This is a genomic window from Enterobacter sp. ENT02 (genome assembly GCF_019219165.1).
Taxonomy (GTDB): domain Bacteria; phylum Pseudomonadota; class Gammaproteobacteria; order Enterobacterales; family Enterobacteriaceae; genus Enterobacter; species Enterobacter mori.
This window is the reverse complement of record NZ_JAHUWD010000001.1, coordinates 247,829-261,263: the sequence shown is the minus strand read 5'-3', so window position 1 is coordinate 261,263 and position 13,435 is coordinate 247,829. Positions and strand designations below refer to the sequence as shown.

13 protein-coding genes are annotated in these 13,435 nt (G+C 55.8%); 8 read left to right on the top strand and 5 right to left on the bottom strand.

Going from position 1 to position 13,435, the window contains the following annotated elements:
* Positions 1-2 precede the first annotated feature (2 nt).
* Positions 3-452 (bottom strand): DMT family transporter, encoded by a 450-nt coding sequence (locus KW829_RS01130; protein ID WP_010431505.1) that lies wholly within the window; start codon positions 450-452, stop codon positions 3-5.
* Complete coding sequence (locus tag KW829_RS01125) at positions 449-967, bottom strand: GNAT family N-acetyltransferase (RefSeq protein WP_010431503.1); 519 nt, start codon at positions 965-967, stop codon at positions 449-451. The genes KW829_RS01130 and KW829_RS01125 overlap by 4 nt, the downstream gene beginning before the upstream one ends.
* A gap of 151 nt (positions 968-1,118) precedes the next feature.
* Here KW829_RS01125 and KW829_RS01120 point away from each other — a divergent pair, with 151 nt between their 5' ends.
* From KW829_RS01120 to KW829_RS01110, 3 genes are all read left to right on the top strand, one after another.
* Entirely contained in the window at positions 1,119-1,694 is a 576-nt protein-coding gene (locus tag KW829_RS01120; protein ID WP_089600100.1) for a helix-turn-helix domain-containing protein, read from the top strand.
* Positions 1,695-1,760: 66 nt separating this feature from the next.
* Complete coding sequence (locus KW829_RS01115) at positions 1,761-2,801, top strand: NADP-dependent oxidoreductase (protein ID WP_218307427.1); 1,041 nt, start codon at positions 1,761-1,763, stop codon at positions 2,799-2,801.
* Positions 2,802-3,053: 252 nt separating this feature from the next.
* A complete protein-coding gene (locus tag KW829_RS01110) occupies positions 3,054-3,722 on the top strand; it encodes a GntR family transcriptional regulator (RefSeq protein ID WP_010431497.1) in 669 nt (222 codons plus the stop codon).
* Between the two features lie 121 nt (positions 3,723-3,843).
* Here KW829_RS01110 and pqqU read toward each other — a convergent pair whose 3' ends face one another.
* Entirely contained in the window at positions 3,844-5,955 is a 2,112-nt protein-coding gene (gene pqqU / locus KW829_RS01105; RefSeq protein ID WP_218307426.1) for a TonB-dependent receptor PqqU, read from the bottom strand.
* 242 nt (positions 5,956-6,197) lie between these two features.
* Here pqqU and KW829_RS01100 point away from each other — a divergent pair, with 242 nt between their 5' ends.
* Positions 6,198-7,259 carry a YncE family protein gene (locus KW829_RS01100; protein WP_218307425.1) on the top strand — a complete coding sequence of 354 codons (1,062 nt, stop codon included), beginning with the start codon at positions 6,198-6,200 and terminating at the stop codon, positions 7,257-7,259.
* Positions 7,260-7,351: 92 nt separating this feature from the next.
* Here KW829_RS01100 and ansP read toward each other — a convergent pair whose 3' ends face one another.
* Together ansP and KW829_RS01090 are read right to left on the bottom strand one after the other, a co-directional pair.
* A complete protein-coding gene (gene ansP, locus KW829_RS01095; RefSeq protein WP_218307424.1) occupies positions 7,352-8,848 on the bottom strand; it encodes an L-asparagine permease in 1,497 nt (498 codons plus the stop codon).
* A 304-nt stretch (positions 8,849-9,152) separates the two neighbouring features.
* Complete coding sequence (locus tag KW829_RS01090) at positions 9,153-10,067, bottom strand: LysR family transcriptional regulator (protein WP_010431487.1); 915 nt, start codon at positions 10,065-10,067, stop codon at positions 9,153-9,155.
* A 113-nt stretch (positions 10,068-10,180) separates the two neighbouring features.
* On the opposite strand from KW829_RS01090, the gene KW829_RS01085 reads away from it, so the two are divergent.
* From KW829_RS01085 to KW829_RS01070, 4 genes are all read left to right on the top strand, one after another.
* Entirely contained in the window at positions 10,181-10,579 is a 399-nt protein-coding gene (locus KW829_RS01085) for a cupin domain-containing protein (RefSeq protein WP_010431485.1), read from the top strand.
* Between the two features lie 73 nt (positions 10,580-10,652).
* Positions 10,653-11,192, top strand: a complete 540-nt coding sequence (locus KW829_RS01080; RefSeq protein ID WP_010431484.1) for an AAA family ATPase — start codon at positions 10,653-10,655, stop codon at positions 11,190-11,192.
* Positions 11,193-11,301: 109 nt separating this feature from the next.
* On the top strand, positions 11,302-12,303 hold the full coding sequence (locus KW829_RS01075) for an LLM class flavin-dependent oxidoreductase (RefSeq protein ID WP_010431482.1): 1,002 nt from the start codon (positions 11,302-11,304) through the stop codon (positions 12,301-12,303).
* Positions 12,300-13,421: an amidohydrolase gene (locus KW829_RS01070; protein ID WP_010431480.1), complete on the top strand. Its 1,122-nt coding sequence runs from the start codon at positions 12,300-12,302 to the stop codon at positions 13,419-13,421. Before KW829_RS01075 ends, KW829_RS01070 begins: the two co-directional genes overlap by 4 nt.
* Positions 13,422-13,435: the final 14 nt, after the last annotated feature.

The following is a 13,435-nucleotide window of genomic DNA, read 5'->3' as shown; positions in this document are numbered from 1 at the left end:
GATCAAAACTGGCGGCGGGCCACCAGCCAGGCGCCCACCACCAGCATCACCGCGCCGCACACCGGGCCGATCAGCGCGCGCAGCGGAATGCCGTGGCTTCTCAGCACGTCCAGCACCAGCCCACCAATCAGCTGGCTTGCCACCAGCACCGCAATGGTGGTTGCCGCCCCCACATTCTGGTACCCGCTAATGCTGGCAAAAACAAAAAACGAGCCCAACAGGCCCGGGATCAACGTCCACCAGCGAACCGTTGACGCCAGTTCATGAAAGCCGGTGAACCCCTGCTTAATCAACAAAATGCTGACAAACAGCACAATGCCAACCAGCGAGTTCAACAGCATGGCGATGAGAATGGTGGACGAGCTTTGAGTGATGCGCACCATCAGCGTGTTCTGCACCACCAGCCCAATACCCGCGGCAACCAGGAACGCCAGCGTGAGCGATTGATTCATGGGAGTGCATCCGGTTCGCTGCGCTCGTCAAGCTGCAGCTGCATGAAGGTTAAATCCAGCCAGCGACCAAACTTGGTCCCCACCTGCGGCATCTGTCCCGTAGTGACAAACCCCAGCGTCTCATGAAGATGAATGGAGGTATGGTTTTGCGCTTCGATCCCCGCCACCATGACGTGTTTGCCAATTTTTCGCGCTTCAATAATCAACGCCTTCATCAACAACCGCCCGATGCCTTTACCCTGGTGGTCCGGGTGGACGTAGACGGAGTGCTCAACGGTGTGGCGAAAACCGTCGAACGCCCGCCAGTCGCCGAAGGAGGCATATCCCGTTACTACGCCATCGTCTTCGCTGACCAGCACGGGATAACCCACCAGCGTGCGCGCTTCAAACCACGCGATTCGGTTATCGGTATCCACCGTTTTATCGTTCCAGATGGCGGCCGTATGCAGGACCGCGTGGTTGTATATTTCACCGATGGCGGCGCAATCTTCTTTACTGGCATGACGAACGATCATGATTAACCCTCAGGCTGAGATGTTCACTATAGTGATACGCTGATGCCACAATAGTACACAAAAGTGCCGTCTTACGGCTACGGTATAAACCCTATTTTTTTGTTATAAAAACTGCCATTGAAATACTGTTCATACACTATAGTATGACGTGATGAATACTATGACAGACAATATGAATCAACGGATTAGCGCGCGTATTCGTATCGAACGTGAGTCGCGAGGCTGGTCCCTGAGCGAGCTGGCCGAACGGGCAGGCGTATCGCGCGCGATGATCCATAAGATAGAGCGTGGGGACAGTAGCCCTACGGCGACGCTGCTTGCCCGGTTATCGGGTGCCTTTGGCATCAGCATGTCTACGTTAATCGCGCGGGCGGAAATGCAGGAGGGCAAACTCCTGCGCCTGGCGAATCAACCGGTCTGGCGCGATCCGCAAACGCATTACGTGCGGCGTCATGTGTCGCCGCGCACCGATTTGCCTATCGATCTCGTGCAGGTGGAACTTCCCCCCGGCAGCGATGTGCCGATGCCCGCATCGTCTTACGCGTTGGCACGTCAGCTGATCTGGCTGCAGTCTGGCGAGCTGGTGTTTCAGGAAGGGGATACCCGGCATGAAATGAAGGCCGGAGATTGTCTCGAACTGGGGCCGCCCAATGACTGTCGGTTTATTAATGAGACCGATGAAGCCTGCATTTATCTGGTTGTCCGCCTCAATCAGTCTGGCTCGTAATGTCAAAGCATCATGCCAGATAAGGGACTAGTCTCAAGAGACATTTGCACGAGAAAGGAGTGATTTATGAGTCAATCTTCCACGCGAAACCGTCGCTGGCTTTTGGCCTCGCGCCCACACGGCGCGCCAGTGGCGAATAACTTCCGTTTAGAAGAACAGCCGCTGCCCGCTCTGACAGAGGGACAAGTGCTATTACGCACGGTGTGGCTCTCGCTGGACCCGTATATGCGCGGTCGCATGAGCGATGCGCCTTCCTATTCGCCGCCCGTTGAGATTGGCGCGGTAATGGTGGGCGGTACGGTAAGCCGGGTTGAGCAGTCGAGCCACCCGGATTTCAAACCGGGTGAATGGGTTCTGGGTTATAGCGGCTGGCAGGAGTATGAACTCTCGGACGGCAGCGGCCTGGTCAAGCTGGGAGAAAACCCTTCGCACCCTTCATGGGCGCTTGGCGTGCTCGGGATGCCGGGCTTTACCGCATATATGGGCCTGCTGGATATCGGTCAGCCAAAAGCCGGTGAAACGCTGGTGGTGGCTGCGGCGACCGGGCCGGTTGGGGCAACGGTCGGGCAAATTGGCAAGATTAAAGGCTGCCGGGTTATCGGTGTCGCGGGTGGTGTTGAAAAATGCCGCCATGCTGTCGAGGTATTGGGATTCGACCAGTGCCTGGATCACCATGCTGCGGATTTTGACGCGCAGCTGGCAACAGCCTGCCCGCAGGGAATAGATGTTTATTATGAAAACGTTGGCGGGAAAGTCTTTGATGCCGTACTGCCGCTACTGAATACCGCCGCGCGTGTGCCGGTATGTGGGCTGGTCAGCGGCTACAACGCAACCGGTCTGCCGGACGGCCCGGATCGTTTGCCGCTGTTGATGGCAACCCTGTTGAAGAAACGCATTCGCATGCAGGGCTTTATCATCGGCCAGGACTACGGACACCGTATTAAAGAGTTCCAGGACGAGATGGGGCGTTGGGTACAGGAAGGTAAAATCCATTATCGCGAACAGGTTACTGACGGACTCGAAAACGCACCCGAGGCGTTGATTGGGCTGCTTGAAGGCAAAAACTTCGGCAAAGTCGTGATTCGCGTCGCGGCGGACAATAAATAAACGAAAATATGGCGGGAAACCCGCCATATTTATTTGTGAAGATACGATATATTGTCTTTAATTATATCGGCACCGCGCCAGCGTCATCAGCATAGAAGGCCAGAGCGCGATAAAAACAGAGTGAATGTATTTTTTTTGCGTTTATACGCACTTCCCACCACCAGGCATGACGATACAGGATATATCGAACCAGCGTCGTTATAAAAAGCGACGCTTAAAAATAGCGTTAAGTATTAGCTACAGGAATTGAACATGCTTGATTTGGATCATTTAGAAAAAGCGCAAAGAGTCAGTCTAACCATGCAAGTTGAGATCAGTTTAAAAGGGGCGTTAATTACAGGCTCACTTAAACCGGGTGCTCGACTGATTACGAAAGAGATCGCCGATAAATTAGGCACCAGTATCACCCCGGTTCGCGAGGCGCTTTTACGTCTGGTATCGGCGGGGGCGCTGCACGCCACGCCTGCACAGGCCTTCCTGGTGCCTGAGGTAACGTTAGATCGCTATAACGAAATAAACGCCATCAGAAAACAGCTGGAGCCAATGGCGGTAGCGGCTGCCTGTCAGCACATGACGGAGAGCAAGCTGGAAACGCTGCACAAGCTGTCTGAGGCCTTTCATGACGCCATGTCTAACGGCAACGTCCAGCAGGCGTTATACGCAAACCGTGTTTTCCGCTTTACGCTGTATCAGTACGCGGAGATGCCGACGCTCAATGCGCTCATCGAGCAGCTGTGGGTGCGCATTGGTCCCTGTATTAACTATCTCCACCGGGAGCTGAATGATATCAGGGCGTCAACCTATCATTACGCAGATTTACTTTCTGCCCTGGAAAGAAGGGATGTTGAAGGGAGTAAGAAAGCAATAGATAAGCTGATTGATGAAGCAAACGATCTGCTACAGCGACAATATTTCAACTGAGAGATTATTTTAGCGCGCGACTATTTACTGCATCCATTTATTTTTTTGATGAATAACTCCTGCTGGCATTTAGCCAACAGGAGTTAAAATATAAAAAAGAGAAGAGGGCCGTCGCGTATCCTTACTCGAAGCGATAAGAGACCGACAGTCCTACGCCGTAGTTGCGGCCCGGAGCAGGTTCGTAATAACGCCCGTTGGACTCGTTGACAATCACCGAGCCCGCGTACTCTTTATCGAACAGGTTATCGACGCGGCCAAAGAGATCCATTCCCCAGTTACCGTAGTTGAATTTATACCCGGTATTGAGTCCGACAACCGTATAAGACGGCGCTTTGGCCGTGTTTTCGTCGTCGGCCATGATGTCGCTCATGTAGCGCACGTCAGTCCCTGCATACCAGCCTTCTTCTGGCTGCCAGCCAAACGATGCGAAGCCCATGTTGCGGGCGATACCCGGCATACGGTTGCCGTTGCAGTTATCATCCCCGCATACGTTGGTACGGTAGGTGGCATCAAGGTAGGTCCACGCCATTTTCAGCTTCCAGTTTTCCGCAAACTGCTGGTCGAGGGAAACTTCCACCCCCTGACGACGGGTTTTACCGGCATTTTTAAACGTATCGCGTCTTCCCGTCGATGTATCGACCACAATTTCATTATCGGTATCGGTGCGGAAAAGCGCTGCTGTCAGTAAACCATTGCCGATGCGGGTTTTACTGCCTATTTCATATGTGTTATTCGTTGAAGGTTTAAGGTCATAATTTAATCCCCCGTTACCTCCTGCTGTGTATGCGCGTTCATTGATAGTTGGTGTTTCAAAACCGCGACCTGCAGCCGCATAAATGTTCCAGGCACTGGTAATCGCATACTTCACTGAACCTGCAGGCAGCCACTTATGATAACTGGTGTCGCCGCTATCATCGCCATTCTTCAGATAATGATCATTTGAATCAAACCAGACAGAGCTATAACGAACCCCTGCATCAAGTGATAACTTATCTGTGAGTTGCCAACTGCTCTGGAAGTAAGGATCCAAATTCCACATCAGATTACGTTCATCACGACGTTTTGTTCCTTTTACACCGTAATCTGGTTTGCTATTGACCATTACATAGTTTTCATAACCCAGACGATCTTCGTTCAGATTTTCGTAGTTCAACCCTGTAGTGAATGTGACTGGAACAACAAATTCCCCACGATGGGTCCATCGAGTATCTATCCCCTGATAATGACGTGTCATATCAATGACACCTCCAGAGTGGTTCGGATTATTACGCTGCGCAGTGAACGGGATGGATTGATACTGCGTCATTTCACGCTCACCGGCGTACATCATCACGCTGAGATCGTCCTGCTCGCTCAGCTGACGGTCATAGCGCAGCCCTGCCTGGGTCTGCTTGATGGTTTTGCGGGTGTTGTACTGATCGCCGCGCGGTGACTGACGCGGGTTGTCACGCCATTCCTGATAGTCAAGACCGCCCGGATCGTTGGCTTTCATGTCCACGCTGTTGAAAATCAGCGTCAGCTTGCTTACGTCATCAATTCGCACGCCCAGCTTCGCGTTGGCGAGGTTCTTACGCGCGCCGCTGTGGTCGCGATAGCCATGGGTGGTGAAGCGGGTGGTCGAAACGGTGTAATCCACATCGCCCGCATGCGTACCGTCGCCCATCGCGCCGGTGGCTTTCATGCCGTAGCGCCAGGTGCCGTAACTGCCGTAATAGCTGCTGGCCTCAATGGTCGGCGGCTGCTGGCCGGTCTGCGTATTAATGTTAATGACGCCACCAGAGGCGTTGCCGTAAAGGGCAGAGAAGGGGCCGCGCAGCACTTCCACGCTATCCACGCTGGTGAGATCGATGTTCGAGGTCTGGCCCTGTCCGTCCGGCATGGTGGCGGGAATACCGTCCACGTACATCCGAATACCGCGCACGCCGAAGGTAGAGCGGGCGCCAAAGCCACGCATTGAAATCTGCAGATCCTGCGCATAGTTCTGGCGGTTCTGAATTTGCAGCCCCGGCACGCTACCGAGAGATTCAGACAAGTTAATCCGTGGGGTTGCCTGACGAATATCGTCGCCATTGACCACGCTGACCGCGGCGGGCGTATCCAGTTCAGAGACGGTCTGCAGCGTGGCGCTGACGATCATGGTCTGCTCGTCCGCGCCTATCGCCTCAAGGGGCGCCAGGATAACAGGAACCAGCAGCAGCGGGAGAGTTGCCTTACGGGCGGTGATGATTTTCATGAAGTAAACCAGTTAAGGTGAAGAAACGAACCAAATGGAACATGTGCATACATGTTAAATCTTTTGTAAATGTTTTGAAAACTATAACCGCACATTGCGTTAATGAAAGGATGTGAGGGAAGAAAAACTCCACATTTATAGAATTAATGATTACTATTCTCATTATCATAAAGGTGGCGCGATGACGCTGCCGGTTGGAAGCGATGTCAGCAGTACACTTATTCTTCAAAAAAGGAATTGTTATGTCTTTACGTCATCTGTGCTCGCCGCGCCTGCGCGGTTCTCTGCTGTTAGGCTCATTATTATTCGCTGGAACGTTCCAGGTTCATGCGGCAGAAGAGATGCTGCGTAAAGCGGTCGGCAAAGGGGCTTATGAGATGGCGTTGAGCCAGCAGGAGAACGCGCTGTGGGTGGCGACATCACAAAGCCGTAAGACCGATAAAGGCGGCGTCGTTTATCGCCTTGACCCGGTCACGCTGGACGTGACGCAAGCGATCCATAGCGATCTCAAACCGTTCGGGGCAACCTTCAATAACGCCACCCAGACGCTGTGGTTGGGTAACACCATCAACGGTGCGGTGACGGCCATTGATGCCAAAACGGGGGACGTGAAAGGGCGTCTGGTACTCGACGATCGTAAACGCAGCGAGACGGTCAAACCGTTACAGCCGCGCCAGCTGGTGGCGGACGACGCGAGCAACACCGTTTACATCACCGGGGTAGGCAAAGAGAGCGTGATTTGGGTCGTGGACGGCGCAACCCTGAAGTTGAAGGACACTATCGCTAATACCGGCACCTACAGCACCGGCCTGGCGCTGGATGCGCAGGCGAAACGTCTTTACACCACGAATGCGGACGGCGAGCTGCTGACGATTGACACGGCCACCCACAAAATCATCAGCCGTAAAAAAGTGCAGGACGACGGTAAAGAGCATTTCTACCTTAACCTGAACCTGGACACCGCCGGCCAGCGCGCGTTCCTGACCGATTCAAAACAGCCGGAAGTGCTGGTGGTGAGCCTGAAAGACGGCAGCGTAATGGAGAAGATCGCCGCGCCTGAATCACTGGCCGTCCTGTTTAACCCAACGCGCAATGAAGTCTACGTGACGCACCGCGAAGCGGGCAAGGTGAGCGTGATTGACGCGAAAACCTACAAGGTGACCAAAACGTTCGATACGCCGGTTTATCCGAATAGCCTGGCACTCTCTGCCGATGGTAAAACGCTGTATGTGACGGTGAAACAGAAGTCGACCCGTCAGCAGGAAGCAACCCAGCCTGACGATGTGATTCGTATTGCACTCTGATGGGGGAATTGCCCGGTGGCGCTGCGCTTACCGGGCCTACAAATTCTTGATATGTAGGCCGGGTGAGGCGAAGCCGCCACCCGGCTTTTTTATTAACGCGAGGTTTCTTCCACCAGCGGTGCGTCGTTCTTTTCATCGTCGTGATGAACCGGCGCGGTGCTGTGGATCTCGTGAACGCGCTTACGCACGCCGAACCAGCCAGCAATCAGCAGAACCGCCAGCAGTGGGATCGTCGCGATGGTGTAAGTACCGTTCGGGTAGTCAAACGCCATCAGCACCAGCACGCTGAACAGGAACAGCAGGGTGAGCCAGGAGGTCACCGGTGCGCCCGGCATCTTGAAGCTCACATCAGCCGCTTTGCCTTCTTTGATCGCTTTGCGCAGACGCATCTGGCAGACCACAATAAAGGCCCAGGAGGCGATAATGCCCAGCGCGGCCACGTTCAGAACGATCTCAAATACGCGGGACGGCACCAGATAGTTCAGGAACACGCCAAAGACGTAAACCACCAGCGTCGCCAGAATCCCCGCATAAGGAACCTGCTGCTTGCTCATCTTCGACATGAACTTCGGCGCTGAACCGCCCATCGACATGGAGCGCAGAATACGGCCAGTGGAATACAGGCCAGAGTTCAGGCTGGAGAGCGCCGCGGTCAGTACCACGATGTTCATGATGCTACCCACATAAGGGACGCCCAGCTTAGAGAAGAAGGTCACGAACGGACTCTGACCTGCCTGATAGGCGTTCCAAGGCAGCAGCAGAACCAGCAGCACCACGGAGCCGACGTAGAACAGGCCGATACGCCAGATCACGCTGTTGATGGCTTTTGGCACCATCGTCTGCGGGTCTTTACATTCACCCGCCGCGGTACCGACGAGCTCAATGGAAGCAAAAGCAAACACTACGCCCTGAACCAGCACCAGCGCAGGCAGCAGGCCGTGGGGGAAGAAGCCGCCGTTATCGGTTATCAGGTGGAAGCCGGTGGCATTGCCGTCCAGCGGTTTACCGCTGCCGAGGAACACCGTACCGACCACCAGGAACACCACGATGGCCAGCACTTTTACCAGCGCAAACCAGAACTCCATCTCGGCGAACCACTTCACGCCGATCATGTTCATGGTGCCGACAATCGCCAGCGCGCCGAGCGCAAACACCCACTGCGGCACATCGCCAAACGCGCCCCAGTAGTGCATGTACAGCGCAACGGCGGTGATGTCGACAATACCGGTCATCGCCCAGTTGACGAAGTACATCCAGCCTGCCACATAGGCGGCTTTTTCACCGAGGAACTCGCGAGCGTAGGAGACAAAACTGCCGCTGGACGGGCGGTGCAGTACCAGTTCGCCCAGGGCACGAAGGATGAAGAACGAGAAGATCCCGCACACCAGATAGACCAGTGCAAGTGCAGGGCCCGCCATTTGCAGACGTGCGCCAGCACCTAAAAACAGACCTGTACCGATAGCGCCGCCGATGGCGATCATTTGAACCTGACGGTTGCCCATCGCTTTGTGGTAGCCCTCTTCGTGGGAGTTCAACCAGCGACGTTTCGCAGCGTGATGATCGGCTGCGCTTTTATTGCTTGTTTTCATTGAGTTACCTGTTTGCCTGTCTGAACCATTATCGTGATAGTCCTGCCTGGCAGAACGCAATACAAACGATTGCTTCTGCGCAAACACATGCTGCCTTTCCAGTCATTCTGTGTATGGATAAGGCGAAACATGGCGTGGCATCCTACCCGCAATTGATAAGCGACGCAAAATATAACCGTGCCGAAAGTGATGCACGTCGAAGGAAATCGTGTGGTCAGAGCAGACGGGGATCACAACGCGCTGAAACGTGGCGAGTTTTTAGACAAAACGCGCGTTGAAGCGGTGCTTTAATCATCAGGTTTGCTTAATAATTACCTGTAGGTATCGCTGACGGCTGACGCAGGGCATCCAGCAGCAGCTTGAAAGCGTGCGCATGCTGGCGACGACTGGGATAATAAAGGTGATATCCTTCAAAGGTCGGACACCAGGCATCGAGGACCTGAACTAACCGTCTTTCTGACACGGCCTTACTGATCGACGTTTCCGGCACGTAGGCCAAACCGAGACCGTTCTCGGCGGCATCGATACGCTGCGGCAGGCTGTTCAACGTAAGCTGTCCTTCAACTCGTACGCTAAAACCGCGCCCGTCGCGTTCAAATTCCCAGGCATATAATCCCCCAAGAGTGGGCAGGCGCATATTGATGCAGCGGTGCGTCGCGAGCTGCTCCGGTGTTTCCGGCACGCCAAAGCGCTCCAGATAATCTTCGGACGCGACGACGGCCATGCGCATGTCCGGCGCGATCCTCACCGCCACCATATCTTTCGCCACCTGTTCACCCAGGCGCACGCCCGCGTCGAAACGCCCATCAACAATATCGGTCAGGCCGTTATCCACCGTCACTTCAACGTTAATATCCGGGTATTGCGCCATAAAGGGTTTCAACACCGGCCAAAGTACGCTCTCCGTGGCATGTTCACCCGCGGTAATACGGATATTCCCCGCAGGCCTGTCGCGCGTATCGCGCAGCGCCGTTAGCTCCTGTTCGATCTCCATCAGGTGGGGACGTAAGCGGATAAAAAGCTGCTCGCCGGCCTCGGTAGGAGCCACGCTACGGGTGGTTCGGGTTAACAGGCGAACGCCGAGTCGGGCTTCAAGATTGCGCATCGCATGGCTCAGTGCCGACTGCGAGACGCCCAGCTGTGCCGCGGCTCGTGTAAAGCTGCGCTCGCGGGTGACGACCATAAACGAGAGCAGATCGTTGAAATTGTCTTTTAACATGGCGGCTAGCCCTCATTTATGAATTCAGTTCATGTTTACGTTCTGATTATGCACTCTAATGCTGCGGATGGCTTTGCGCTACTGTTAACGCAACAGTCAACGAGGAGTACATGATGAAAATTATCCGCAACGGTTCATTACCGTCAGTTAAGGGGCCAGACGCCTGGTTCACCGGCACCGTACGCATTGATGCGCCGTTCCAGGCGACAGAACCGGCAAAAGTAGGCGGGGCCACGGTGACCTTCGAGCCGGGCGCGCGTACCGCCTGGCACACTCATCCGCTTGGGCAAACGCTGATTGTCACCCAGGGGCGCGGCTGGCTGCAGGAGTGGGGCAAAGAGGCGGAGCCGCTTAACCAGGGCGACATCGCGTGGATCCCGCCGGGCGTAAAGCACTGGCACGGCGCGTGTGCGCAAACGGCGATGACTCATATTGCCATCGCCGAAGCGGTAAACGGCAGTCCGGTTGAGTGGCTGGAGAAAGTGAGTGACGTGCAGTACCCGAATGATTAGCTATTGAGCGTTTCGGTGACAAAAAGAAAGGGATATGATGCGATCCTTTTTTTCAGCATAGTCAGGCGGAACGGTGAAAATCAATATTATCGGCACCAGCGGGAGCGGCAAAAGCACGCTTGCCCGGCGCATCGCAACGGAATTGTCACTCCCGTACATTGAGATGGACAGGCTGTACTGGCGTCCTGACTGGCAGGGAACGCCCGACGAGGTGCTGCTGAAAACGCTGGCGGAGACGCTTGCCGCCACGCCCGGCTGGGTGCTCGACGGTAACTACAACCGCACCCGTCCAGTGAAGTGGCGCGAGGTAGATCTGGTGGTGTGGGTGGACTGCGGGTTCCTCCGCACGCTCTGGCAGGCGGTGACGCGTGCGTTTAAACGTGCATGGCACCAGCAGGAACTGTGGCCCGGCACCGGAAACCGTGAAAGCTTCCGCCGCTCGTTTTTTAGTCGGGAGTCCATCATCATATGGACCGTCAAAACCTGGCGCAGTAATCGCGAACGCTACGAAGCTGATATGCAAAATCCGCAATATGCCCACATTCGCTTTGTCCGCATCACCCGTCGGCAGCAGGCGGAGGCGCTGATTTCATCGCTTAAATCACACCGTTAGCAGGGTTTACATATCTGATTTCCGGCAAACTAAATGTAAATTAATTGTTTCTCAGAGGTTAATCGCGCCTTTAATAATGACGACATGTTAAGTCAAACGAGAACGCAACATGTCATGGCGAATCAGCATTCTGGATAAAAGCCCCGTCGCAGAACACGAAACCGCCGCCGATGCGCTGGCACGTACCTTAACACTGGCACAGCAGGCGGAAACGCTGGGTTATCACCGCTTCTGGATTGCCGAACACCACAACACCCCTCAGCTCGCCAGCCCCTCGCCGGAACTGCTGATTGCCTGGATCCTCGGGCAAACAACGCGTATTCGCGTGGGGTCGGGCGGCGTCATGCTTCAGCACTACAGCCCCTATAAAGTCGCAGAAAACTTTAATCTTCTGGCCGCGCTGGCACCGGGCCGCGTGGATCTGGGCGTCGGGAAAGCCCCCGGCGGTCTCCCGCTCTCTACCCGCGCACTGCAGCTCGGTTTACATCCGCAGGAAAAAGGCAGCTTTGCTGAACAGCTGACGCAGCTGGACGGCTGGATCCGCCCTGAAAATCAGTCGGCGGAGGAGGCCGTTCGCGCCACGCCGCTGCCGCCGGTGCCTGCGCAGGGGTTCCTGCTGGGAGCCAGTACCGAAAGCGCGCTGCTCGCCGCATCACTTGACTGGCACTTTGTTTTTGCCGCTCATCTGAACGGCGATCCGGAACTGCTGCGAGAGGTGGTGTCAACCTGGCGTCAGAACAGCACCCGCGATGTGATTGTTGCAGTGCAGGCCATTGTGGCGGAGTCGCAGGAGCAGGCCGACGCGCTGGCGCAGAAGGTCGAAGTATGGGGCGTTGAGCTGGCAAACGGCCAGCGCGTGACCGTCGCCAGCGAAGAACAGGCCTACGCCTTTGCGCGTCAGGCAGGCAGCGAGCCGGTGCGTATTGCACGTCGGGCGCAGTCCCTGCTGGCAGGCACTGCTGACTCGGTGCTTGAACAGCTGAACGCCCTGCATGAGCAGTGGGGCATTGACGAATTTATCATCGACACGCCGGTCGCGGAGGGGGCAACACGCGTCGCGTCGCTCCGTCTGCTTGCCGAAGCGCGTCTCAACAAGGAGGTCACCGTATGAGTTTTGGCGAACAACTGATTGCCTGGCGTCGTGAACTGCACCAGAACCCAGAGCTCTCCGGACAGGAGGTCGAAACGACTGCACGCCTGCGCCAGTGGCTGACGAATGCTGGCATTACGCCGCTGCCGTATGACCTGACAACCGGGCTTGTGGCGGAAATCGGGACGGGTAATAAGCTGATTGCGCTGCGCGCAGACATTGATGCGCTGCCGATAGAGGAGCGCAGCGGCGTGCCATTTAGCTCGCAGCGTGCGGGGGTGATGCATGCCTGCGGACACGACATCCACACCAGCGTGATCCTCGGCGCGGCGCTGAAGCTGAAAGAGCGTGAAGCGTCGCTCGACGGGCGGGTGCGGATCCTGTTCCAGCCTGCGGAAGAAAACTTTGGCGGTGCAAAAAGCATGGTGCGGGCCGGTGCCCTGCGTGACGTGAGCGCCATCTTCGGTATGCATAACGAGCCGGGGCTGCCGGTAGGCGAGTTTGCCACTCGCGGCGGGCCGTTTTATGCCAACGTTGACCGCTTTGTGATCCGCATTACCGGCAAGGGCGCGCACGCCGCACGTCCACACGAAGGCAACGATGCCATTGTGCTGGCGAGCCAGCTGGTGACGGCGCTGCAAAGCGTTGCCAGCCGCAACGTCAATACGCTGGATTCGGTGGTGTTGAGCGTAACGCGCATTGCCGGAGGCAACACCTGGAACGTCCTGCCGGAAAGCGTGGAGCTGGAAGGCACGCTGCGCACCCATCGCACGGAAGTGCAGCAAAACGTGAAGGCCCGCGTCGGGGAAATCGCCGCCGGGTTTGCCAGCGCCTTCAGTGCGCAGATCGACATCACCTGGTATGCCGGACCGACCGCGCTGGTGAACGACGAACGTTGGGCAGATTTCGCCACCTCTGTTGCCAGAGAGTCAGGGTACGAAACCCAGCACGCGGAACTGCACATGGGCGGGGAGGATTTTGCGGTCTATCTGCAGTCTATTCCTGGCGCGTTTGTCAGCATTGGCAGCAACAGCCCGTTCGGTTTACACCACCCGTCCTTTAATCCGGATGAGGCCCTCATTGAACCCGCTGCCCGCTATTTTGCACAGCTTGCGGAAAAAGCCCTGCAACACGTTTAATTTATTTGAGGTGA